The sequence below is a fragment of the Rhodococcus jostii RHA1 genome, assembly GCF_000014565.1.
In the GTDB taxonomy this organism is placed as follows: domain Bacteria; phylum Actinomycetota; class Actinomycetes; order Mycobacteriales; family Mycobacteriaceae; genus Rhodococcus_F; species Rhodococcus_F jostii_A.
On record NC_008270.1, the window covers coordinates 134,355 to 158,816 of the forward strand.

Below are 24,462 nucleotides of genomic sequence, written 5' to 3' on the forward strand. Positions count from 1 at the left end.
GCTGCCCGGCACCGCAAAATAGTGCTCCTTGCTGTGCCGGGTGCCTGGGCGCCGGTGTGCAGTGATTGCCAACTGCATGGGTTCGTGCTCAGGGCACGCGATCCAAAACAAGGTCTTGACACGATCGCCTGACTGGCGATCAATGTCGCCTGCGTCATGGCTACACCAAAACTTATGCGAGCGACGGGAGCCTACGTGCAAAAGCCCGACACCGCGATCGCAGCGCCACCAAAGACCACCGAAGTCAAGCCAGCGGTGCTCGCGCTGTTGCTGTTCGGATCGACGATGGGCGTCATGGCCGGAGCGATCATCGGCCCAGTCCTCCCCTTGATCCGCAACGACCTCGACCTCGGCGACACCGCGCTCGGTCTTGTGATCACCACGCACGGATTGGTGATCGCGCTGACCAGCCCAGCTGTAGGGTGGGCAATCGACCGATGGGGCGTACGTACACCGTTGGTGGCTGGCCTGGCGATCTATGCCGTCGGCGGAGCCGCGGGCATGTTTGTGGAGTCCTACCCTGTGCTGATCGCCAGCAGGATGATCTTCGGTGTCGGCGCCGCCTGCTTGTTCACTGGCACCACCACCGCCATGCTTAGCCTCTATCCAGGCCACCGCCGGGACAGGGTGATGGGCTGGCGATCCAGCACGACCGCGCTGGGCGGAGTGCTGTGGCCCCTGATCGGAGGGGCTCTGGGTGCGCTGTCCTGGCACGCACCGTTTGCCATTTACTTGCTGGGCCTCCCGCTCGGCGTAGGCGTGCTGGCCCTCATGCCGGATACCCGGCGGATGCGGCATCGCAACGAAGGGACTCTGCTGGCATTGCTGCGCTCCAAACCGTCGATGCTGCTGTTCTATGGCGTTCAGTTCGCGATGGGCGTGCTGCTCTACGGTTTGGTCATCTTCCTGCCGCTACGGCTGCACGGACTCGGTGTTACCGCGCCGATCCTCTTCGCCCTGTTCACCGCGACGGCGTCAGCCGCCGCAAGCCTGGTTGGGTTCAGCTACCCACAGTTTCGGGCGAGACTGTCCGACCCCGCACTGTTAAGTCTTTCTGTCACCCTCTGGGCGGCGGGGTTCCTCGTGATGGGGGGCTTTGACGAGGTACTGATCGTGGGGGTCGGCGCGGCGCTGTTCGGTGCCGGCATGGGCTTGGCGTTCCCCGCCGTGGCCGTCCTGGTCGGCGACAGCGCCCCCGAATCTCTCCGCGGCAGGGCCACCTCGCTCATCGGGACCACCAACTTTCTCGGCCAGTTCCTCTCCCCGATCATGCTCGGCCCACTCGTAGCGGCGTACGGAGTCGGCGACGGCTACGTCGTCGTCGCGGGCGCCGTCACACTCTTCGCGCTCGCCTTGCTCACCTGGACACACGCGGACGGCGCGAAGGCCTTCCCGACCGTGAGCTCGGGCCTCGACGCCAATCCACCCAGCCTGGCGGGTACCGAAACTTATCGTGACATGCGCTGACTGGGCTGAGAATCCCAAGTTTGGAACGGGTGGGCTCGAATCCGGGTCCAGCCGGTCCATTCGGTCAGGCTGGGATAAGCCTTGGTGACATGACCCCGTTTGAGCGCCCGGCGCAGCTAACGTCGGGTGAGCAAGGCATTGCGCGCGTTCGGTGGATGCGCTGTACCCCAACCGTTTGTAAATCTGGAGTCATCGCCAGAGGGAGGCTGGCGATGACCGAAGCGCCGCGGAAATGCGGATGCGACTAGGAGCATGGCAATGACGCCAGATCGTGTGGACAAGCACAAGAGAATCGACTTAATCCGGGAGCTGCGTGTTGGCTGGGGGGCGAGCACGAATCTCGGAGTCAATGCCGAGACACATGAGCATGTCGTTGTCCGGAAGCTCGATCTGTCCGTGACGCGGCCATGGAGTTGGGACTGGCTCACGCACGAGCTGGAGACCATGGCGAGTTCACAGTTGCTGCACCACGTGACGACCAAAATCGTGCGCAAAAGCGCCGATGAAGCCGTCCTCGTTCGTCCGGTCGTGGCCGGCAGGGACATCCTTGAGTGGGCTGCTCATGAGCCGCGCCCATCGATCGACACCTACCTCCGGGTGATGTGTGATCTGCTCTTCGCATTGGCCCAACTGCATAGCATGGGGATCGCGCACGGCGGGCTAAAGCCGGCAAACATCATGCTGACGGAGAGCGGCCACCTCATTCTCCTTGACGCAAGCATCACGCGCACTCAGCTGGCCGCAACCACATACCCGGTTAATTCCGCTGACGGCCGATACTTGCCCCCTGAGCACGCCGGACGCCTGCACCGGACCGTCGGTTTCGCGGCGGATATCTTCGCCGCCGGTTGGGTACTCCTTGAAGCCGCCGCGGAGAGGAACCGTACCGCTAGTGCCTTGCGGTCGGGTGCGGACGGTCGAGACATGACCCCGGAGGGGTTAGCTCATCTGGTAGATGTCGTGGGTGTGCCGCCGGCGCTGCGCCCGGTCATCTTGAAGCTGCTCAGTCCGCTGCGAGAGCATCGGTACGAGAGCGCCGAGGACGCTCTGGCTGCAGTCGAAGCTGTGCTGGCGACCAGCATCGGGGAGGCCGGCCTGGTGCCGACAGCTTCAACAGCTATCGGCGGATCGCTCGCCTACCTGGAGCCTCCACTCGTGGGCAGACGCGCGGAACTCGACACCCTCAACTTCTACGTCGAGCGGGCCACCCGTCCCACCAGGGCCGTGCTGTGCATGAGTGGCGAATCCGGTCTCGGCAAGAGCCGTCTGCTCGACGCCGTTGCCATACACGCCAATGCGATGGGTGTGACAGTTCTGCGTGGCGGCGCGTTCGAGTACGCGGCCCAACGCCCGCTCGGGCTGTTTGCGGAACCATTCCGGGACATCGTGACGTATCTGAGGGCACATCCGGGTGAGGCTGATCGAATGCGCCGGGAGATGGGAGAGCTACTCGGGCCAGCCATCGAACTGATTCCGGGGCTGGCCGGCGTCTTCGCCGATCTGCCCACGACTGACGTCGCCGGACTTGCGTTAGACGACGGGTCGGCCGCAGCCGCTCCGACCGCAGCGATTGCTCGTCTCTTACAGGGTGTGTTCACGAAGGCGCGTCCCGGGTTGCTCATGCTGGACGACTGCCAGTGGGCTGATGATCTCAGTTGGCAAGTGCTCGCCAAAGTCGCGTCAGAGACATCGCGGGGGGCGGGCTCGCCGGTCTACGTTTCGTTGATCTGTTCATGCCGGCCAGAAGCCGTCGCGCAAGTCAAGAGCTGGGACGTCGATGGCATCGACTTTCTGGAACTGGAACCATTGTCTTCTTCGGACACGGAGGAGTTGGTCCGATCGATTGATAACCATATCCCCGATGAGATCGTCCCCTATGTGATCAGATACTCCGGGGGCAATCCAATGGAAACGTTGTCCGTATTCCGGGCGCTTATCGACTCATCTGCCCTCACCCGAGAAGCGGGCCGATGGGTAGTAAATGAGGACGAGATGCGCTCGCTTCCTGTGCTGTCGCAGCCTCGCTCACTGGACGCTTCCGGCATGCGAGAGGGGACCCGGACGGATGTCTTCGTCTCTGCTCGGCTGGATCTGTTGTCGGCCAACACCCAGCAGGCGATGCGTCAGGGCGCCATTCTCGGACGCCAATTCCCTTCCCCGCTGCTCTGCGGCGCTCTAGGCGCGAGCGCGGAAGACGTTCGCTATCTACTCCGGGAGGGGATGGAACGCGGGATCATACGTCGTGTCGCGGGTGTCGGCGCGGAGAACTTCGAGTTCACACACGACCGGCTTCGTGAAGCGGTCCTGAGGTCCCTGACCGAGGAACAGCGACGCGACACGCATAGACGTGCCGCGCAAGCGCTCGAGGGGTCCGCTGAGGGGCAGAGTGACTATGAGATCGCGTACCACCTCAACCGGTCTGGCCAGGTTGCCGCGGCGATGCCGTACGCACTGAGGGCTGGCGAAGCCGGGCTCAGACAGCACGCACTCGACGTTGCGGAGAGCAACTTCGAGATCGCTGAGGCTGGGCTTCAGCTTCTCCAATCGATCGGCGATCGGGAGAAGTTCCGTGTCTATGAAGGCCTCGGTACCGTCCACATGCTCCTTGCCAGTTACGATTTGGCGGCGGAGAAACTGACCCGCGCGCATGAAATCGCCCAGGCGCTTCCTGGACTCGAGTCGGCCCGAGTGGCGACCCTGCTCGGGGAACTGGCCTTCAAGACCGGCCGGTTCGAGGATGCGGCCGCTTGGATGCAGCAGGGCATGCAGCACCTCGGCCTCCGGGTGCCGGGTCGTCCCTTGGCAGCCGCTGCTTCTTCCCTTGGGGAGGTGGCCATCCTTGCTCTTGGATGGGTATCACGACGAATCCGGCCGACCCGAGCAAACGCCGGAACAGAGCGTGACCGCCTGGCCGCCCGCATCTACGACCGGCTGGCGTACGAGTGGTGGTTCGTCAGGTCACCGATCTGGGTGAGATGGGCCATCCTCCGCGGCGTGCGTTTCGCGAATGCCGGTGGGAGCACGCGTGAACGCTCGCATGCATACTCTATGGCAGCTGCGATCATCTCCGGCACCGCGCCGATTCTCGCGCCGGTCTCGCTCCGCCTTGCCGTCCGATCACTGCGATTATGCCAGGCAGCAAAAGACGACTGGGGCGTCGCTCATGCGCAGCACTTTCGAGGATTCGTGTTGCTCGCTGCCGCCAGATACGACGAAGCGATTGAATCTCTCGACGCCTCGATCACAGCCTTCGACACTGTCGGTGATCGATGGGAGCAAATAGCTGCGATGTGGCAGAAGGCCCTGTGCCTCTTTCGACTTGGGATGCTCCATGAGGCCGGCGTGCTTGCTCGCGAGACCTACCGAGAAGGCAAGCGCATCGGCGATCGGATCGGTGCGGGCACTGCTCTCGCGATCTGGGTCCGCTGCCTACCGGCCGACGTGAGCGTGGAAACGCTCTCTCGTGAACTGCGGCGGACCAATTCGGACGATCACCACACGACCGCCATGTTGCAAGCCGCACGGGGATGGCGACTCTTCCATTCGGATGAGTACGAACAAGCGGTGGACGCGTTTCGGCAGGCAGACGAGCTGCTCCGTCACTCAGGCATCAGAAACCATTTCGTCGCCCCAATCACGACCTGGCATCTGCAGGTGCTTCGCCTGATGCACGACGCGGCTCCTGCCTGGTGGGCGGGCGAGCGCCGAAATCGGGCGAAGGCCGCCCGTCGACAGCTCGCCCGTGCGCTGCGGTCGGCCATCATCTTCCGAGGTGAGCGTCCGACAGTGCTGCGTGAATGGGCGATGATGTCGTTCGCGGAAGGGCACTCGTGGCGCGGGCGGCTGATCCTTCGCGCCGCGACTCGCAGTGCGGTCAACGCTGCGGCTGGTGGCGATCTTGCCGCATGCTCCTCGGTGGAAGAACTTGCGTGGATCAAACTTCGGCGGGGATCGCTCGGACAGCTGCCTCCCGCCCGGGAATTGTGTCGACGGCTGGCTATCCGGGTGGATCGCGGGATCGCCGAGGCGGTGCCCTCAGGAGTGATGCCCACCGGCGGGGATTCCTCTCGCCACCGGTCGCTTCTCGACGCCGTCGGCAGAATCGTCGCGTCCGATGACGTCGAAGAGGTTCTCGCAAAACTTCGAGAAGCGACCATGGCTACGACCAGTGCCCGGAGGGTGGAGATCTCACGTCTGCCGGAGAGCGTCGGCCCAGGTGGGGTTCCGAACGGGTCGCCGGGAGCGTCTCTGGGTGAGCCGATCGTGACTGGTGAGGCCGCCCGTGGGATGAAGATGACCGAACGTATCGCTAAACCGGTTGTGGCAGACGGGCACAACGCTAGCTCGGTCGTCGCCGCGTTTCCCCTCGGCGAGGGTCACTACCACGAGCCGACCGTGGAGGTACTGGCCGCTCTGGCGGGTGCGGTCATCGAGCGGGAAAAACTACGTCGCAGGTCCATGGAGTGGATCGTCGACGTGCAGGAGGCGGAGCGAGGCAGAATAGCCAGAGACCTGCACGACGAGTTCGGTCATCTGTTCGCGGGCATTACGGAAGGGCTGAGCGCGCTCGAGAAGGTCGGAGACGAAGCCACCCGTCGAGTGACCATGGACGTGCGGAAGATCGTCCGTCAGGGTATTCAGGCTGCTCGCGTCGGCGCATGGTCATTGCGACCGTCAGGTCTGGATGATCTGGGCCTGCCTGGGTGCGTCGAGCAGCTTGTAGAGGACTGCCGCCAAATGTTCCCGCTCCGGATCGAGTTGACCGCAACGGGGCACGCGGGACCGATTCCCCCGTCCGTGGAGACCGCAGTCTTTCGCATTGTTCAGGAAGCGCTGACCAATATCGACCGACACAGTCGCGCTGCGGCGGCGAGCGTCGTGCTCGTGTGCTCCGGTCACACAGTTCGGGCGGTCGTGGAGGATGACGGGATCGGTTTCGATGTCGACGTCAGCGGGCAGAGCGGGTCGCTGGGACTGATTGGGATGCGGGAGCGGGCGCGACTTGTCCGCGGTCGGTTGACCGTCGACTCCCAACCTGGGCAGGGAACGATCGTGATGGTGGAGGTGCCGATCAGACGATGATTGGGTTAGTACTGCAACGGCACTTGCTTGACAGGTAGACGATACTGGTTGTGTGGTCCTCGATCTGGTTGCTGCCGAGTTGGAAGCGTTGCATGAGCGGATCTCCGGTCGGTTCGCCCGGTCGGAGCCGCGGTCCCGGGTCCGTGAATATGTGACGGGTTTGGTTGCGGGTCTGGAACGCAAGAACGGGTGGACCCTCGCCGAGCGGGCCGGCGAGATCAGCCCGGACGGGATGCAACGGCTGCTGCGGCGGGCGGACTGGGACGTCGACGGCGTCCGCGACGACGTCCGTGACTACGTGGTCGAACGCCTCGGCGATCCGGCCGGTGTACTGATCGTCGACGACACCGGATTCCTCAAGAAGGGCACCCGCTCGGCCGGGGTGCAGCGCCAGTACTCGGGCACCGCCGGACGGGTGGAAAACTGCCAGATCGGGGTCTTCCTCGCCTACGCCAGCGGCGCCGGGCACGCGCTCATCGATCGGGAGCTGTACCTGCCCGAATCCTGGACCTCGGACCGGGACCGGTGCCGTGCCGCCGGGATCGGTGACGAGGTGGAGTTCGCGACCAAACCGAGACTGGCGCAACGCATGATCGAACGCGCCCTCGACGCGAACGTTCCGTTTTCGTGGGTCACCGCGGACGAGGCCTACGGGCAGGTGAAGTACCTGCGGGTCTGGCTCGAGGAACGCGATGTTTCGTATGTGTTGGCTACCCGGTGCAACGACGACGTGTTCACCCCACACGGCCGCTCCGGCCGCGCCGACGAGATGATCGCCGCGGTCCCGGCGAAGCAGTGGCGCCGGATCTCCGTCGGCGACGGCGCACACGGGCCGCGGGAGTATTCCTGGGTGCGGATCCCGATCCGGATCGCCTGGGCACCTGGGCGAGGGCACTGGCTGCTCGCCCGCCGATCCCTCTCCGATCCGACCGAGATCGCGTACTACATCTGCGCCGGACCCCGCCGCACCACGCTCACGGAACTCGCCACCATCGCCGGCTCCCGGTGGCGGGTCGAGGAATGCTTCCAACAGGCCAAGAACGAGGCCGGCCTCGACCAGTACCAGGTACGCACCTACCGGGCCTGGTACGCCCACATCACCTTGTCGATGCTCGCCCTCGCCTGGCTCGCCGGAACGAAAACCGAAGCGGTAAAGGGGGAATCGGGATCGAAGATCAGGGCATGATCGCGTACACGCTACCCGAGATCCGCCGCCTGCTCGTGCAACTGATCCTGCGACACGCCCACCCGGACGAGCACATCTGGTCCTGGTCGAACTGGCGACGGCGCCGACAACACCAAGCCCGCACCTCCCACTACCGACGTCGCGGACACCTCCCATAAGTGCCGTTGCAGTATTAGTAGTTAGCGTTAGCCGGTGTGCGATGAACAGGGGATCAACCGTTCTGGACCCGCCGGATCCTTGAGGGCACGCCGGACCTCCCACTCACAGAGTCGGCGATGACGGGGGAGCGCCCATTAAGAGTGTGTCTCGTGTGGTTGAAGTGCCTTGTGTGTTGCATAGTGTATATGCGTGGCATAATGACTTGTCACTCTAGTCTATTTTGTGCCGGATGCGTTGTGGGAGATGGTCGAACCGTTGATTCGGCGGTTCGCGGCTCGTCCGCAGGGTGGTGGAAGCGTGCCGGTCGATGATCGGGCGGTGTTCACCGCGATCGTGTTCGTGCTCACCAGTGGGTGTGCCTGGCGGCATCTGCCGCCCTCATTTGGGGTCACGGTGCCGACCGCGCACCGCCGGCTCGACGCGTGGGCGGCGGCCGGGGTGTTCGAGAAGCTGCATCGCGAAGTGCTCGACCTGCTCGGCAGCGCCGGCGAACTCGACTGGACGGCAGCGATCCTGAATGCGTCGAGCGTCCAGACGATTCGGAATGACCGGATCCAGCCCCGTCGATCGCGGCAAGAAGGGATCGAAAATCCACGTCCTGTCCAGGTTGGTGGAATCCTGCTGGCGTCGACGTGTCGGCGGCGAATACCGGGGGGTGTCCCTATGGTTTTCGTCAAGCCGCTGAGGGGGTTGGATTCCGGTAGAGTTCCTTGTTCTTGAGCATGGCGTAGAGGACGTCGCAGCGGCGTCGGGCGAGGCAGATCAGGGCCGCGTTGTGCTTCTTCTTCTCGGCACGCTTTTTGTCGTAGTAGGCGCGACTGGTGGGGTCGTGGAGGGCGGAGAACGCGGACAGGAACAGCGCTCGTTTGAGCTTCTTGTTGCCGGATCGGGCCGGGTGCTCGCCACGTATCGATGAGCCCGATTTACGGGTGACCGGTGCGATGCCGGCATAGGCCGCCAGGTGCGCGGCGGAGGCGAAGGCGGAGCCGTCGCCGACCTCGATCAGGATCCGAGCTGCTGTCCTGACGCCGATGCCGGGCATCGAGGTCAGGACCCGGGAAAGAGGGTGTTCATCGAGCGCCCTCTCCACGTCCTCGGCGACTGCTTTCCGTTGCTGGAGAGTCCCTTTCAGTGAATCAGCGAGCTTGGGGAGAACGGTTTCGGCGGCCGCGGTGCCGGGCACCACCACGGTCTGCTCATCGAGGGCGGCAAGGATGTCGGTGGCCAATCGGGCGCCCATGCGGGGTGCGTGCTTGACCGCGATCGCGGTGAGCTTGCGCTTGCCGGCCTGCCGGATTCCGGTCGGCCCGCCGCAGCGGGAGAGGATCTCGAGCACCGCCGGATGGGCGATGCGGGGGCCGAGGACCCGCTCGAGGGCGGGGTGGATGGAGGTGAGCAGGCCGCGGATGCGGTTGCTGACCCGGGTGGCCTCGCCGGCGAGGTCGTCGTCGAATCCGACGAGGACCTCGAGTTCGGCGAGGGCCTCGTCGCCGGTGTCGACGCGGCGCAGGGTGTGCGGCATGGTGCGGGCGGTATCGGCGATGATGAAGGCGTCTCGGGCGTCTGTTTTCGCCTGTCCGGGGTACAGGTCGGCGATGCGGCGCATCGCCAGTCCGGGCAGGTAGCCGACGTCGTGGCCGCCTACGCGGGCCACGGTGACCGGTAGGGCGCCGATCGTATTGGGTTGGTCGACGACCACCAGCACCGATCCGTGGCTGGCCAGGCGGTCGAAGACCGCCCGCAGCTTCGTCTCGTCATTCGGCAACGCCTTGTCGTAGATCTTCTTTCCGGCGGCGGTCAGTCCGACGGCGTGGTGCTCACCTTTGCCGACGTCGATTCCGCAGTACACCGCATAGTTCGAGTCCATTCAGGGGTCGTCCCTTGTGTCTCGGTCGGCCGGTCGCCGATCCGGCATCGACGCCCGGCACCCACGTTACAAAGAGACCTACACAATTTCGGTTGGCCTTGTCCCTATCAGCGGTCCGTCGACGCCACCACACCCGGCGACACCACCCCCCGGATCATGCGAGAGACAGGGGGCAACGAGTCATACCGGGTCTGGCGACCGTAGCCCTTCTGCGAAGGACCGTAAATAACGTAACGGGGCAGCACGTGCTGCAGCCGATGGTGAATGCGATTCCCTGCGGTGAAGTCCCGGCGCGGACCGCATCGCCACACCAGGCAAGGTCCGTCTCGGCCGGTACCGGTGGAGGATCGAACGCACCGTCGCCTGGCACACCGGCTGCCGACGCCTGCGCATCCTTCTACGGCTTGGCCAGAACGTCCCGAAGGGCACCGACCTGACGGCGCATGCGCTCGAGGTACTGTGAGAGGTCGAGCACCGCCAGAACACGCGGGCCCGAACTTCTCGGATGGGGCGTATTCCGGCTGACAGCTGACGTATTCGCCGATCATATAGTCATTCTGATGACCACCCGTATGACCATCTCTCGAATCCGCTCTTTGTGAATCCGACTGCAGGGCTATTCTCAATGACGGTGACACCGCGCGATTCCCCCGCGGCTGGTTACAGGCGCACTTCCTTGCGAGGACGACTTTGGAGATGTGCACTCGGCCCGGTTCGCCAAGCTTGCGTCAGAAAATCGCTCAACATGCGCTTCTGTGCGCGAACGTTGGAGGGATCCGGCCGCTTCGGTTCGAGTGATTCCTGGACCAGCTGTACGAATCGTTCATGGCTGACACCAAAGTGCACCAACACTTCAGCTGGACTTGCACCGCCGAACGGAGCCCATCGAATCGCGAATCGGAGCGCCCATCCTTCATCGGGACTCAGCGAGTTTACCTCTACGAAAACGTCAACCTGTTTGAGCCATTGGCGTATCCACGCAGTACCGAAGGTCTTGGTGCCGGCATCGTGATCTTGAGTGCGCATGAGAATCAGAGGTCCTGGGTCGGCTGGACGGAGAATATGGGCAATCGCTCGCCCATCAACGGAGATTCGAACGCCTCGGCCGCTGGCCAGACCTTACTCGGTCGGACAATTCCAATCGATCTACGAGTACGCCCAGGCGGCGTCGAGCGCAATAAGGCAGGGCAACACTGGCATTGGATCATTTCGACCAGACGGCATCGATCCTCGTGATGCTGGACATGTTGACCAACCAGCTCGCTATCGCAGATCAGCTTGACCTTCTGGCGCGTGTGCGCAAGGGCGGTGATGGACTGTAGTGCCCGGGAAGGGCTAGCCCAGCACGGGGCCAGTACCGGCACACCTTGACATCGTGGTTGGGCGGCGAGTTTGGACCCTTGGGCGGGGGACTGGGGTCGCTAACTTGTCCAGCAGCGCCCCGGCGACCGCGAGAGCGCCGGCTCCATCGGGTCGGGTGTGGTGCAGTTTTCGTCAGCACTGCGAGGTGGCCGTAGGCCACCTCGCAGATCACGTACCGTTGCCACGGTGGGCGTCCGGCTGGCAACGGTTTGGGCCAATGAGCGCCGCGACCGCGCAGGGTAAGTTGCTCGGACGTGCCTGGGCGGGCAACCGGTGGGTGTGGATGTGGTGTTCGGTGGTGAAGTTTGTATCCTCTGTTTAGGCCATTGTTTAGGCCGCGCCAGCGGGCAGCCAAAGGTACTCCGCGCGGAGCGCATCAGCTGTGGCACCGCTGCGCATTGGGTGGCGAGCAACTTCGCTATGCGAGCCGGGTGCACCGGACTGGGCGGATCGAATACCAGCACCGCGCCAAATGCATTGGCCGACTGGTGACTTCGAGGAGACGACTGCATGTCCAGCCCACCGAGCTACTGCGCCTTCTATTGGGTCGCGGCCAGCTGAAATAGTCAGATCACCGTGACGGCGCCCGCACAATCAGCGCGGGAGTGAGGAGCTTGAGTCATGATTGAATAATCAAGACGCAGTGGGTGATGAGCGGGATCGGGCCGAGGAATCGTCGGTGGCCACTGACGTCAATGCTTAGTGCCAAGCGGCGGAGTCAGCTCCATTCGGTCTCGGTCACTCGGCCGAAAAGCCCGAGCGCTGCCTCAAGCCCGGAAAGGTGACTCAACGCGACCATGAGTGGCCCGTCGAACTTGAGTTTCTTCATCATGATGGCTCTTTGGGCGCGCAGTTTACCGTCCGCGAACTGACGCCATACGTCCAGCTTTGCCGTCAATGTAAAATCGGGCTCCTTATCCTCCTGGACAGCTCCCGCGTAGACCACTTCCCCATTCTCAAGATTAATCTGTGCCCGACGATTATCGGTATCCTCGGCCACCCGATAAACGATTGTGACTGTGAGATCTGAAGTTCCCTCAGTCGTCTCCGGTGTCGTGTTCCACAGCTCGCCGTACTCTTTGATCCATTCTTCGGAAAGCAACTGCTTGGTCATTGAGCTATACCTCCTTGAAAAGTTCCCGTCAGGTCCGTGTCGAGTTTCCGCAGCTGCTCGATAGCGGAAAGTGTCCGCGCAGACGGGCTTGATGTCGTGCGGCTCGGCTAAGTTTGACGTCTGTCACAACGCCCGGGCATCCGGGAAAAGTACGGAAACGGTCCACCTCTGATCGGATCAGACAACACTGTTTCGCTTCGAAGCCGGCGACCACCGCGGGATCGTCGAGCAAGAAGCGCTACAGCCGTTCGGGGATGCGGATTGGCTGTGGCTGACCAATCAGGACACGCCGTTCGACCGTAGGTGCGGGAGCAGGGGAGGGCATCCCCGGAAGCGGCAGGGATTGCCGGTGACGGCGGTAATCATCGCGCCGGTCCTCCCCACCCGTTCGTGGCTGTTACCCGCGAGGGTAAGGGTGGGGTCTGACATCGCGATCACTGTTCACCAGGTGGTCATGACGACGGACAGTCCGAGCAGGCTCGCCAGCACCGGTGCCGAGAGGTTGGCGGCGAATGCGCAGAGTGCTGCGCCGCAGGCTAGCTGTTGCGGGGCTGGAATGCCCGCGTGGGTATTGAGCAGCGTGGGGAGCAGGTCGGCGTCGATATGAGCTCGGGGCGCGGTCCGGGGAGCAGCCAAGTTTGTGTGGTCGTCGCTGATTGCAGCTGATGTCGCTTGATGCGCTGGCTGAGAAGATCTGTCGTCAGTTCGGCGAGCGCGGGCGGGATGAGGACGGGTTGGTTGTTGAGCGTTTAGGTATGGCCCCGGTGTTCGTGGCGGTGAGATGATCGATTCGTGAGTTCGACTATGCGGGAGTGGATCTAGCCGTAGAGCAGGACGGGAGTGCCGGCGACATGGAGGCAAAAAGCAGCGCGTCGTCGCACAGGCAACACCGCAGCAAGACCCAGCGTTCGTGCTCGTTCGAGGGAGGATGCTCGGCGAGGCCCTTGCTCCCGAGCCAGGGCACACGAGTATCGGTGGCGAGCTGGCGCGAGTTGGCCTATCGCACGAAGTCCCGTAGGCGGCAACGCGGGGTGTTGCCCTCGGCGAGCCAGCATCGACGTCGTCTTGGGTAGCCTCGGCGAGACCGCGATTGTGCTCGGGGGCCGGGACAAAAATTGGGCGACGAGGACCCGGTTCCGGGTGTTTTTGGGAACACTGGCGGTCAGCCGTTCATCGCGGTCTTGTTGAACACCAAATTTCCCTTGGTGTCGCCGACCTCGGCGTGGACCAGGGCGAAGTCGGCGGTGATGGACTCTTCGAGGGCATATGTCCGACCGGCGAATTCCCGGGTCTACCTCGGAGGGGACATGCCACCGAACCGTCGGACCCGTACCGCCACGGCAGACCACCGTCGCTGATCGGGGTCCACACCCCCGCCGGGGTGAAGAACGCCGGGATACCCGCCCCTCCGGCCCGCAGGCGTTCGGCCAACGTGCCCTGCGGGGTCAGCTCCTCCTCGGGTTCCCCGGCCAGGTACTGCCGGGCGAATTCCTTGTTCTCCCCGACGTACGAGGCGGGGACCCGCCGGATCCGGCCCGCCGACCAAGATCCCCAGCCCGTAGTCGTCGACGCCGCAGTTGTTGGAGAACACCTCCAGATTCGTGGCCCCTCCCGCACCGATCGCCGCGATCAACGCGTCCGGAATCCCACACAACCCGAAACCACCCACCGCCAGAGTGGAACCGTCTGTGATGTCGGCGACGGCATCGCGTGCCGACGGCACTACCTTGTCCATGCTCAGGCTCCTGTTGCGAGGGTCGCCAGTTGGGTCAACACCGTCTCGGGTACCGCGCCGGCGGGTATCTCGGCGAGATAGAACTTCGCATCCTCCACCCGCGATCCCTCGCTGAGCCAGAACTGCTCCGGCACCACGGCACCCTCGGGCCCGTTCAGAATCGAGATAGCGGTGGCGCTGCGTTGACCCAGGGCCCACCGATAGTGGTCGGTGACATTGAGGATCGGCGAATAGGTCGGAAGTGGCACGTCCGGCAACACGGATCCTGTCCAGCGTGCGTCGAGCAGGAGTGCCGATACGGGGAGGGCTGCCAGACCGCGTAGCCAGTCGGCGACGTAGATCGACATGTTCTCCGCGTCGTCGACATCGATGTCTTCGGCCGATCCCGCCCCGCACACTTCGTGCGTCGATGCCAGCCAGACGGTCGGTTCTGGAATCTGCAGGACCAGGGGCGCTTTGGATGTCTGCGCCAACACTGATGCGAGTTCCGACGCCTGCTTGGCCGTCCCTCGGTCGGCGAGCAAGGTCTTGAGTGCGTAGCCGATCCTGGTTCGCGTCGACATTGCCTCACGCAGGGCATTGTTCGCAGTGAGTCTGGAGCTGTAGAACCGTCCGAGATCGAGCAATGTCACATCGGGGTTCAACAGCCCCTGCGCCTGTCCGATGAAGTTCGCGTACGCGACGGGGTCCGTCCAGGGCACGGGCTGGCCCCGGAGGAACACCGATTGTGCGTACTCGTGGTGGTCGATGATCACCGCGCGGTCGCGACCGGACCGCGGTGCGGACAGGACCGAATCGAAGTCGACTGTCATGACATCTCCTGGAATGAAAGGGTGGTCCGCCCCGAGGGAGGGGCGCGTGGGGTGCGCGGCCCGAGCCATGGACGGTGAGGACCCGGGCTCGGGCCACGCGGTGTGGGTGGTTGGTTGCAGGTCAGGACTTGCGGTTGACCTGTTCGCCGTGCTTGTCCTCGAGCTCGCGGACACGCTGCTCGAGCGCGGCGACCTTGAGGTCTCGGGCGTCGGGCATCATGATGATCGGCATGTCCTCAACCGTGGACTCGACCCGCTCGGGACCGTTGACGGTGAAGTAGGTGGCGGTGAGCTTGTCGGTGTCATCGCCCCACGACCCGTAGTACAGCAGATCCTTCGGGGGTTCGGGCGTGACGAATTCCTTGACGAACTCGCTGTACGGTTTGCCGCGTTCGAGGCGGTCCTGGCGCAGCCGTGCCCGTGTCAGCGCGGTAGCCTCCTCGTCGGCGACCAGGGTGTCCGGGTCGTACTCGACGCCGTAGATCTCGTGTGCGACCTTCTGCGAGATGCGGTCGAGTTCGACGTCGGCGATGACCGCGGCGGGGTCACGCTCGAGCGCGTCGCCGTAGCCGCCGCCGGTGCCCTGGCTGATCATGTACAGTTCGCCGTCCTTGGCGACATCGAACTGCAGCCCCATGTGGCTGGTCATGTACTGGCCGCCCTCGAAAGGCTGTTCGTTCATGACCTTCTCGATCGAGAGATCGAACCGCTCCGGGTTCTCGCGGATGATGTCGTAGACATTCACGCCCTTCACCCGGGCCAGCGGGTAGGTGTTCGAGCCGTATCCGCCGAACATTCCGGTGATCGAGGAGAACTTCGCGCCCGAGGTCACCGTCATGAATCCCCACAGCGGGGTTCCCTCGGCCGCGACGATCATCTCGTAGCCCATCCCGCCGCGATACTTCCCGAACCCTTGGTTGTCCCGCACTATCCGCTTGGCGACGAGCTGCATGAAGGGCACTTCTTCCTCCATGACCTCCTGCTCCGCGGTATCGGCCATCGCGCAGAACAGCGGCGACACGGCGTCCTCACCGTCGCGGAATGCCTTGGCTCCGCCCCCCATGCCGTTCAGGTCTGCGCACAGGTTGCCCACCTGATCCCCGTGCTGGGTGATACCACCCCACAGGAAAGTGTTGATCTGGTTGAACCAGGGCGCGATCACGTTGGAGAACTTCTCCGGATTCGAGAACTGCAACTTCGCCCACGGGGTCTGAAGGGCGGAGAAGCCGCGGAAGGACGCCTGTAGTGACTGGCCCATCGGGGCGTCGTAGCCGGCGTCGGCCCAGGTGTGCTCGTCGGAGATGATCTCGATCGGAGACATCGCCGAGGTGCAGCGCGGAAGATCCGGCCACCAGAACGCCAGGATCGCCTGCATCATCATGGATTTGACCGAGCAGAGGGGCGAGTTGATAGCCCGGTTGAGGATCTCCGGTCCCGTACCGCGCAGATCAATCGTCATCTGGTCGCCCTTGACGGTGATCTCGCAGGCGAACTTGATGAGGATGTTCTCCTTGAGGGTGGAGTCCATGAACTGGTTGAACCGCACCGTGCCGTCCGGCAGCTCACTGATACGCCGGCGCACTTCGGCCTCGACATCCTCGACGGTGATGCGCAGTGCCGCGACGAAGGTCTCGACCCCGACCTCGTCGATGATCTTGTCGATCCGCTCCTGAATGCGCTCGACCGCACCGATCTTCACCTTCAGATCCGCGAGTTGCAGCTTGGGATCGCGCACCGAATGCTGCAGGAAGGTGAGCAGATCGCGGCGGAGTTCCCCGCGCTCGACGATCTTGAACGGGGACATCCGCAGCCCGTCGTCGAACGGTGTCTCCGACCCCGACGGCATGCCACCGGGCTCACACGCACCGTTCTCGCCCTCGTGAATGGTCGCGGCCACCCACGCGATGATCTGGCCGTCCCGCATCACCGGCATGATCATCGACTGGTCGGTGTTGTGGACGTTGCCGAAGCGGGCGTCGTTGTGAATGAATCCGTCGCCGGGGTTGATGCCGACGGTGGGTTCGTCCTTCCAATACTTCATGATGTACCGGATCGGGTGGTGCAGGATCGCGGAGAACGCGATGACACCGTGGCAGGACAGATAGGTGACGTCGCCGGCAGCGGTGTAGATCGCGGTGGTGAGATCGCCCCACTTGGCGCCCGGTGCCGCCCCCATGGCCTCACACATTTCGAAGCCCTCGTCGAGGGCGCCGGCAAGGCGTTTACGGATGCGGTCGACCTGCAGCGGGTCGACGCCCTTGCTGATGCACTCGTCCTCGAATTCGCTGCGGGTGGTGATGTGGTGCGAGCGCATGATCTCGCGATCGGGCCCCAGGAAGAGGGTGGTGTCGTCCATGAACTGGTCGACCCACTCCTGCTCCTGACCGGTCAGCGGCGTGGTGAGTGCGGGTGTCGGTGCGGGGATGGAGGTGTGCTCGTGTACAGCGGTCATGATGGATAACTCCTTCGGTGTTCAGATCGTCAGCGGCTGGCCGGCGGCGTACTGGACTGGTCGTCCTTGAGGAACCACACCGCTCCTTGCGGGGTCGGCTCGAGACGCCAACTCGGTTCGACCAGGTAGGTGGTGTTCTCGGTCGTGACGATCGCCGGACCGGGAACGACACGCTCGTAGGTCAGGGCAGCCGCGTCGTAGATCGGGGTATCGATCGGAGCGGCTTCCTTGACGAAGTGCACCTTCCGGTGCCCGATCGGGGCCGGGACGGTGCGCTCACCGTCGTATTCGAGGGACTCGAACTGCACCGCGTCTCCGTCGACGTAGGAGGCGACACGGATGGTCTGCACCCGAATGCCCGCCTCCGGGGCCTGTGAGCCCTCGCCGTAACGCTGACCGTAGATGTCGGAAAAGGTGCGGATCATGTGCAGGACATCTCCGACCCCGTGCATGCGGGTGATGTCGAATACGACTGCGGTGGTGACCAACTGATTTCCGTACCGCATGTCCATTTCCAGACGATGCTCGACGACATCGGGTGAGAGTCCCTGTCGCACGAGGTCCTCGGTGCCGAGGCGTTCGAGCTCCTCGACGATCGCGTTGAACTCGCTGTACCGGTCGTACAAACTCCGGTCGGTGGCGTTGTACATCACCACGTGGGCGCCGCGCTCGTGGAAGTGGAGCTGCTTCATGTTGCCGGCGCCGCAGGCCGAGAACACCGATGCGAACGGCGGCGCGAGGATGCGGGAGATCCCGGCGTGATCGGCGATGCCGCACGCGTGCAGTGGGCCGTTGCCGCCGTAGGCCAGCATCGTGAAATCTTCCGGAAGGTAGCCCCGGACACGAAGTTCCTTGGCCATGCCGATCGCCATCTGCTCGTCCACCGAGTTCTTGATGACCTTGGCGGCTTCGATGACCTCCATGTCGAGGGGATCGCAGATCTCCTCCTCGATCGCGAACCGGGCCCGCTTCGGATTGAGCTTGATGAAGCCGTTGGCGTAGTTGTCCGGGTCCAGGTAGCCCAGGAGCAGATCGGCGTCGGTCACCGTCGGCTTCAGACCGCCGCGGTCGTAGCAAGCCGGTCCAGGATCCGATCCCGCTGACTCCGGGCCCAGTTTCACGGTGTTGTAGATCCGGTCGTAGCTGGCGATCGAGCCACCACCGGCCCCCAGGGTGAGCAGGTGGATCATCGGCACCGACACCAGCCAGCGATCGATCGTCGGCTGGAAATCGTAGTGCTTGACGCCGCCTTCCGGCACCAGGCCGATATCGAAAGAGGTGCCGCCCATATCGGTGGTGATGATGTGACCGAGACCGGTGGCCCTGGCCAGGTGTTCTCCCGCACCGACACCCGCGATCGGACCGGAGTGGATGGTCTGCAGCGCATCGGTCGAATTCATCTGCGCCATGCCGCCGGAATTGTGAATGACGAGCATCGGCTTGGTGTACCCGGAGTCGCGCAGGTTGCTCGAGAGCTGGCCGAGCGCGTGGAACATGATCTCGTGCAGGAATCCGTCGACGATCGTCGAGGTGGCACGTACATACTCACCCTTGCGGCCCGAAACCTGATGCCCCAGCAGCACCGGGATCGCACCGAGCTGGTGCGCGGGGTACTCCTCGAGGATCAGCTCCAGGATCCGCTGCTCGTGTTCCGGGTTCTCCGTCGAGTTCACCAGCGACACGACGATCGCTTCGGCGCCGTTGTCGACGAGCTCGCGCACCGCCTGACGGACATGGTTCTCATCGAGCGGCACCACGACCTTGCCGGCGGAGTTGACCCGCTCGCGCACCGACCGGATCAGCTTGCGGTGAACCAACGGTTCCGGGCGCTCCGCGGCCGGCAGGTTCTGCTGCATGGACGGATCAAGACCCTCGCCGTAGCCGCGGCCACGAGATAGCGGAATCGTATCCTCGAAGCCGTGGGTCACCAGCGCCCCGACCCTGGGACCCTTGCGCTCGATTAGGGCGTTCGTTCCCAGCGTGGTCGCGTAGCGAACGGAATCGACACCGGAAAGGACCTCTTCACGATCGAGATCTGCGCGGCTGCACGCCAAATCGAGGGCCTCGTTGAATCCCAGCGCGAGGTTGTGGTGAGTCGTCAAGGCCTTGGCCTCGATGTGCTTGTCGTCCCAGACGAAGAAGCAGTCGGTGAAGGTGCCGCCGATGTCGACGGAAATGCGTTTCATTGAAATGGTCTCCTTCTAGCCCTGAAGTCAGTGGTGGTGTCCGGCCGCGCCGGCCGCGCCGGCCTCGGCGTCCTCACCCGGCCCGTAGGTGATGGCCTCTTCGGGGTCGACGCCCCGCTCAAGCCACTTGGCGCGCAACGAATCGATGTCCCAGATCATGTCGACCGTCGGCGGATGTCCCGGCGGCACATACTCGGTCTCCATCTGCGTTCCACAACCGGGGCAGTAGAACTCCAGAATTCGGCAGTAGTTCGGGTCCGGGGCGAAGGTGAACTCGTACTTGTCGGGATCGATGATCGCCTGGTGAATTTCGCGGGGATCGCGGTCGTAAACCAGGGTGCCCTCCTTGTAATTACCGCGGGCGCTGCCCAGTTCGTGATCGCAGACCCGGCACACCCATTGTTCGGTGGCCAGATCGATGGTGAGGTACTCGGTCATCGGAACTCGCATGGTGTCAATCTCTTTCGCAGAATCGAAGGGTGGTATCAGGGGATGTCGGTGACGAGGAGATCCCCGGCACTCGAGACCTCGAAGGTCCAACCCTCGAGGACACGGGCGGTGTAGAAGGGGCCCTCGACGATCGCCGGACCCTCGGCGAAGGCTCCCGGCTGCTGATCGACCAGTGTGTACACCGGGACCTCGTCCACGGTGTCCGCGGCCGATCGGACACGCCGGGTCCCTGACGGCACCGCCGGCCGCGCCGTCACCGCATCACCGCTGTCGATGCTCACGTGCGGCAGCGCGTGCCGCACTTCGAGAGTCAGCGATGCTTTCTTCCCGTCCTCCGTGTCGGGAACGTCGCCGACCCCGTAGTCGGATTCGGACACCACCTGTCCGGCAGAGTCCTCCACCATCAGCTTCCAGGTCACGGCACACGCGGCGAGTTCATAGCCTTCCTGGAACATGTCGCGTTCGGCCCGCGCGAGCATCGAGTCGTGGGCTTGTCGGGCCGCGTCGGCGGTCGGCTCGGGAAGGGCGAACTCGTAGTTCTGCGCGATGTCCGAGAAGCCGATACCGAAGGCGGAGAACACCGCCGCCATCTTCGGGATCAGCACGCTGTGGACTCCGGCCAGCTGCGCCGCTCCGCAGACACTCATCGGGCCGGCGCCGCCGAACGCGGCGATGGTCGTCTCGAGCGGATCGTCGATGACCGGGGTGAAGGTTTCGGCCATCCGCGCGAAGTACGCGGCTTCCATCCGGACCAGGGCCTCGTCGATGCTGATCCCGAGCGGATCGGCGACGGCTGCCCGGATCGCGGCCTTCGACCGCTGCGCGTCGAGGGAGAAACCGCCATCGAGGTAGGTGTCCGGGTCGAGAACACCGAGCAGAAGGTTGACGTCGGTGATGGTGGCATCGGTGCCGCCGAATCCGAAGCACGCCGGCCCGGGAGCCGCCCCGACGCTTTCCGGTCCGACGGTGATCTCTCCGTCCTTCACCGTGATGATCGAGCTGCCGCCGACGCCGCTCGAATGCACCTCACTCATCGGGATTGAGATCGGCACGCCCTCGATCGTCCCGCGCCGGTGGGTGAGGATTTCCTCCTTCTTGACCGAACCGACGTCGGTGGTGGTCCCGCCGACATCGATCATCAACACGTGACCGAGGCCGTACGCCTGCGCCAGCGCCCGGGTGCCCTCGAGTCCGCCGCGCGGGCCCGACGAGTAGGTCTTGAGGGCGACCGACTTCGCCACGCGCGAGGAGGCGCCGTCGTTGCGGTAGATCAGCAGCGGGTTCTTCACCCGGTGACCGCGCAGGCGGTCCTCGGCGTTGTACAGGAACCGCTCCATCGTCGGATGCAGGAAGGAGTTGAGCACGCTCGACCAGATTCGGCGCGACCGCACCCGATCGGAGGTGAACTCCGAGGCGTATAGGATCGGGACGGAACCGAGCAGGTGCCGCGGGAACTTGCGGAGCAGGATCCGCCGGATCCGGCCCTCGGCGCCGTCGGCCCCGTCTCCGGCAGCGACCACCAGGCGCGCTGCGCCATCGGTGGTCAACTTGTTGACGTGGCGAACGAGTTCGCCGGCGAGGTCCTCATCGCTCAGCCCGGTGTCGATCGCGGCGACCCGCTCACCGATCAGATCATCGAACAAGGTGCGTTCGGCGACGGTGCCGCGCAGCTCCTGCACCACGGCGATGTCGTCGGTGATCAGTGCGATCCGTGGGCCCTTGCGCTCGACCAGGGCGTTGGTGCCCTGCGTTGTGGAGTAGCGGATGTGTTTGGTGCTGTGCAGCAGCTCCGGCAGAGCCGGCTGCCCGTAGATTTCGGTCGATGCCTTGGTGATGCCGTCGAACAGGCACTGGGACAGGTCGAACGGGGTCGTGAGTGTCTTGGTGAAGGTGAACTCCGCCCCATCCCACACACAGATGTCGGTCAGCGTCCCACCGTTGTCGATATTGATCAGGCGTTCCATCGAGGCTCCTCGCTTCGTCCGGTCGGGCCGCCGATGACTCGGGCCACGGCCACCCCTTGCTTCGGAGATCAGTCTCACGTCGACACGCAGGTTGTGAGTTGTCCCACTTTCGGACATCCTGGATGGTGGGTGCGCTACCGGTCCGCGGCCAGTCCGGCGAGCTGTGCACACCCGCCCCCGGCGGTCGATCGGGCCACCCCCGGAGCGAGAAACGAAGTAGGAGATCACCGATGGAATCGTCAGACCGTCGCCTCAGGGTCGCGGCGGCTCGTGCCGGATACCTGTCCAGCGGCGCCGCCGATCCCGGTGCCGTGTCGGACTTCGTGGCCGCCTCGTGGCGGCGCTCGCAGGGCGCGGGAGTGGCGGCGGACGGCGGGGAGGTCCCCTACATCGGTGACGTCGACACCACCTCGCGACTGGTCCGATGCTCGCAACCGATCATCGACCGGCTCATCGAGGCCACCGAGGACCTTCCCCTGAGCATCGCCCTGTCCGACAGCAAGGCGCGGGTCCTCGCGCGCGTCGATACCACCCGAACCATTGGGTTGCGCATCGACAGCATCTCCCTCGCCCCTGGATTCGACTACGCGGAGGGCCATATCGGCACCAACGGCGTCGGGACGGTTCTCGAGTCCGGCCGATCCGTCCATATCGTCGGACCGGAGCATTTCCACGAACGCTTCCAACCCTATTCGTGTTCGGGCGCACCGATTCACGATCCGATGACCGGCCACATCGAAGGCGTTCTCGACCTCACGTGCCTGACCGAACACTCCACCCCGATGCTGCACAGCATCGTGCGCTCGGCCGCTAACGACATCGAACAAAGCCTGCTGAACGATCGAAGCCTGCGGCAGCAGGCCTTGTTCGAGGCGTTTCTGCGCATCGAGTCACGCTCGAAGACAGCAGTATTCGCGATCGGCGGGCGAGTAACGATGGCGAATGCGCTGGCGCAGAGCATTTTCGATCCGGCCGAACAGCGAATGATCGCGCATCACGCAACATACCTGATGGAAGGCAGACAAGCCGTAGACGACGAGATCGAGCTACCAGGCCAGAGACTGGCCCATCTGAAGGGCACACGCGTCAGCGCCGGGTCCGAAATCGCCGGAATCGTCGTAGAGGTGCATGCCGTCCAGGAAGGATCGACACCGCGCGCCCGCGGCATCCGACACACCACAAAGCGCACCACAGGCTCCCGCTCCGCCGCGGGCGCCTTCACCTCGAGTAGCCGCCCGGGCGCACTGGACCAGGACAGCAACTCGCCGCTGTGGCGGCGGGCATGCAACGATGTCGCGGCGGCCCTGCACCGGAACGAGTCGCTGCTGGTCACCGGGGAAGCGGGGACGGGGAAAGTCTCCCTGATCACCGCCACCTTCCACCATCTCCATCCCGGCAGTAGGAGCATCGAACTCGACGCCGACGACCTCGCGGACCTCGCGCACGACAGGACCGATGAGGCGACATTCGAGACAGACGCCCCCACCCTCTTCATCCTGCGTCGACTTCAGGACCTGACGCCCGACGGGGTCACCAAGGCGCATGCCTTCCTCGACGACATAGCCATGAGCGATCGGCCGGTGTGCGCCGCGGCCACAGTATCGGGGGCATGCGCGGACGCCGACCCGGTACGCGAGCTCCTGCCACACTTTCAACGGTCGGCCTCGGTGCCGCCCGTGCGGCATCGCATCGACGACCTTCCCGCGCTCATTCGCCAACTACTCGCCAAACACTCCCACGGACGAAGCACCTCTCTGAGCGCGGCCGCAACCCGGACGATGGCCAGATACACCTGGCCCGGCAACGTGCGCCAACTCGACGAAGCCCTCCAGGCGGCGCTCGACAAGCGTCCCGTCGGCGAAATTCAATGCGAAGACCTCCCCGGCTACTGCTATCAGACCTCGGGCAGGACCCTCACCGCGCTCGAGTCGATCGAACGCGACGCGATCGTGCAGGCATTGCGCGACGCCGGCGGCAACCGTGTGCAGGCCGCGGCAAGCCTCGGGATCGCGCGCTCGTCGCTGTACCGCAAGCTGAAGAGCTTCGGCATCGAAGTCGACTGACGGTTCGACGCTGCGGCCCGGATGACGAGCGCTACGCGGCAGGGGCCGACGTATCGCACCAGGCGACGACCGCCGAGGCCACCCCGGTCATCGTGAGCATGTCCCGGATCGGGCCGCCCACACGCACCTGGCAGTCGACGACACGTCTCCCACCGATAGCGGGGCCGGCAGTCACGTATGGGACCGCCACGAGGATCTCCGCGGGCAGCCCGCTGCGACTTCCCTCGATGAGCAGCAGTTCCTCCTCGACAGCCCGCGCGGGCACATTCTGCGCTCCGGACACGTCACCCACGGCCAGCGCGACGTAGTCGTCGTCGTCATCTCTCCAGGCGATCAAGCGGGCCCGTCGGGTACCGATCGTCAGGGACACATCCAAGGTCACCCCTAGGTCGTCCCTGTTCGCGGTCTCCTGCGGTACAGGCGCGTCGTCGAGCCCCGGCTCGAGGACGACGCGTCGCGAGTTCGAACCGAAGTACGGCTCATTCACCATCTTCATGGCGCTCGTTCCTCCTTCAATCATTTCGACAACATGTGATACACCTCATAGTTGTTGCGGCTCGCGC

14 protein-coding genes and 2 pseudogenes are annotated in these 24,462 nt (G+C 64.3%); 6 read left to right on the plus strand and 10 right to left on the minus strand.

Annotated elements, in window-relative coordinates; genetic code table 11:
- Positions 1-195 precede the first annotated feature (195 nt).
- The 5 genes and pseudogenes from RHA1_RS41440 to RHA1_RS48165 form a co-directional block, all read left to right on the plus strand.
- On the plus strand, positions 196-1,467 hold the full coding sequence (locus RHA1_RS41440; protein WP_011600007.1) for an MFS transporter: 1,272 nt from the start codon (positions 196-198) through the stop codon (positions 1,465-1,467).
- A gap of 258 nt (positions 1,468-1,725) precedes the next feature.
- Positions 1,726-6,549 (plus strand): AAA family ATPase, encoded by a 4,824-nt coding sequence (locus RHA1_RS41445; protein WP_011600008.1) that lies wholly within the window; start codon positions 1,726-1,728, stop codon positions 6,547-6,549.
- Between the two features lie 52 nt (positions 6,550-6,601).
- On the plus strand, positions 6,602-7,735 hold the full coding sequence (locus RHA1_RS41450) for an IS701 family transposase (RefSeq protein ID WP_011600009.1): 1,134 nt from the start codon (positions 6,602-6,604) through the stop codon (positions 7,733-7,735).
- Positions 7,732-7,893 (plus strand): hypothetical protein, encoded by a 162-nt coding sequence (locus RHA1_RS51020; RefSeq protein ID WP_005569480.1) that lies wholly within the window; start codon positions 7,732-7,734, stop codon positions 7,891-7,893. Before RHA1_RS41450 ends, RHA1_RS51020 begins: the two co-directional genes overlap by 4 nt.
- Before the next feature lie 244 nt (positions 7,894-8,137).
- Positions 8,138-8,544 (plus strand): annotated as a pseudogene (locus RHA1_RS48165) (transposase); the annotation flags it as partial.
- A gap of 23 nt (positions 8,545-8,567) precedes the next feature.
- Here RHA1_RS48165 and RHA1_RS41460 read toward each other — a convergent pair.
- The 9 genes and pseudogenes from RHA1_RS41460 to RHA1_RS41495 all read right to left on the minus strand — a co-directional run bounded on the left by RHA1_RS41460 (position 8,568) and on the right by RHA1_RS41495 (position 21,836).
- On the minus strand, positions 8,568-9,761 hold the full coding sequence (locus RHA1_RS41460; RefSeq protein WP_011600011.1) for an IS110-like element ISRhosp7 family transposase: 1,194 nt from the start codon (positions 9,759-9,761) through the stop codon (positions 8,568-8,570).
- Between the two features lie 2,080 nt (positions 9,762-11,841).
- A complete protein-coding gene (locus RHA1_RS41465; RefSeq protein WP_011600014.1) occupies positions 11,842-12,237 on the minus strand; it encodes an SCP2 sterol-binding domain-containing protein in 396 nt (131 codons plus the stop codon).
- A 441-nt stretch (positions 12,238-12,678) separates the two neighbouring features.
- Positions 12,679-12,873 (minus strand): hypothetical protein, encoded by a 195-nt coding sequence (locus tag RHA1_RS50050; RefSeq protein ID WP_148228533.1) that lies wholly within the window; start codon positions 12,871-12,873, stop codon positions 12,679-12,681.
- A 532-nt stretch (positions 12,874-13,405) separates the two neighbouring features.
- Positions 13,406-13,972, minus strand: a pseudogene (locus RHA1_RS48185) (CoA transferase subunit A); the annotation flags it as partial.
- A gap of 2 nt (positions 13,973-13,974) precedes the next feature.
- Positions 13,975-14,784, minus strand: coding sequence for a hypothetical protein (locus RHA1_RS41475; RefSeq protein ID WP_011600018.1), 810 nt, complete (start codon positions 14,782-14,784; stop codon positions 13,975-13,977).
- A 121-nt stretch (positions 14,785-14,905) separates the two neighbouring features.
- Positions 14,906-17,236 carry a hydantoinase B/oxoprolinase family protein gene (locus RHA1_RS41480; RefSeq protein WP_011600019.1) on the minus strand — a complete coding sequence of 777 codons (2,331 nt, stop codon included), beginning with the start codon at positions 17,234-17,236 and terminating at the stop codon, positions 14,906-14,908.
- A 29-nt stretch (positions 17,237-17,265) separates the two neighbouring features.
- Positions 17,266-19,422: a hydantoinase/oxoprolinase family protein gene (locus RHA1_RS41485; protein WP_011600020.1), complete on the minus strand. Its 2,157-nt coding sequence runs from the start codon at positions 19,420-19,422 to the stop codon at positions 17,266-17,268.
- A gap of 27 nt (positions 19,423-19,449) precedes the next feature.
- Entirely contained in the window at positions 19,450-19,872 is a 423-nt protein-coding gene (locus tag RHA1_RS41490; RefSeq protein ID WP_011600021.1) for an acetone carboxylase subunit gamma, read from the minus strand.
- Positions 19,873-19,907: 35 nt separating this feature from the next.
- Positions 19,908-21,836, minus strand: a complete 1,929-nt coding sequence (locus tag RHA1_RS41495) for a hydantoinase/oxoprolinase family protein (protein ID WP_011600022.1) — start codon at positions 21,834-21,836, stop codon at positions 19,908-19,910.
- A 230-nt stretch (positions 21,837-22,066) separates the two neighbouring features.
- On the opposite strand from RHA1_RS41495, the gene RHA1_RS41500 reads away from it, so the two are divergent.
- Entirely contained in the window at positions 22,067-23,899 is a 1,833-nt protein-coding gene (locus RHA1_RS41500) for a sigma-54-dependent Fis family transcriptional regulator (protein ID WP_011600023.1), read from the plus strand.
- Between the two features lie 31 nt (positions 23,900-23,930).
- Here RHA1_RS41500 and RHA1_RS41505 read toward each other — a convergent pair whose 3' ends face one another.
- Entirely contained in the window at positions 23,931-24,395 is a 465-nt protein-coding gene (locus tag RHA1_RS41505; RefSeq protein WP_041813600.1) for a hypothetical protein, read from the minus strand.
- Between the last annotated feature and the right edge of the window lie 67 nt (positions 24,396-24,462).

Excerpts from the sequence above, each read along its gene's own strand:
- RHA1_RS41445 (WP_011600008.1), top strand. The coding sequence starts at position 1,726 with ATGACGCCAGATCGTGTGGACAAGCACAAGAGAATCGACTTAATCCGG.
- RHA1_RS51020 (WP_005569480.1), top strand. The coding sequence starts at position 7,732 with ATGATCGCGTACACGCTACCCGAGATCCGCCGCCTGCTCGTGCAACTG.
- RHA1_RS41460 (WP_011600011.1), bottom strand. The coding sequence starts at position 9,761 with ATGGACTCGAACTATGCGGTGTACTGCGGAATCGACGTCGGCAAAGGT.
- RHA1_RS41465 (WP_011600014.1), bottom strand. The coding sequence starts at position 12,237 with ATGACCAAGCAGTTGCTTTCCGAAGAATGGATCAAAGAGTACGGCGAG.
- RHA1_RS41475 (WP_011600018.1), bottom strand. The coding sequence starts at position 14,784 with ATGACAGTCGACTTCGATTCGGTCCTGTCCGCACCGCGGTCCGGTCGC.
- RHA1_RS41480 (WP_011600019.1), bottom strand. The coding sequence starts at position 17,236 with ATGACCGCTGTACACGAGCACACCTCCATCCCCGCACCGACACCCGCA.
- RHA1_RS41485 (WP_011600020.1), bottom strand. The coding sequence starts at position 19,422 with ATGAAACGCATTTCCGTCGACATCGGCGGCACCTTCACCGACTGCTTC.
- RHA1_RS41490 (WP_011600021.1), bottom strand. The coding sequence starts at position 19,872 with ATGCGAGTTCCGATGACCGAGTACCTCACCATCGATCTGGCCACCGAA.
- RHA1_RS41495 (WP_011600022.1), bottom strand. The coding sequence starts at position 21,836 with ATGGAACGCCTGATCAATATCGACAACGGTGGGACGCTGACCGACATC.
- RHA1_RS41500 (WP_011600023.1), top strand. The coding sequence starts at position 22,067 with ATGGAATCGTCAGACCGTCGCCTCAGGGTCGCGGCGGCTCGTGCCGGA.
- RHA1_RS41505 (WP_041813600.1), bottom strand. The coding sequence starts at position 24,395 with ATGAAGATGGTGAATGAGCCGTACTTCGGTTCGAACTCGCGACGCGTC.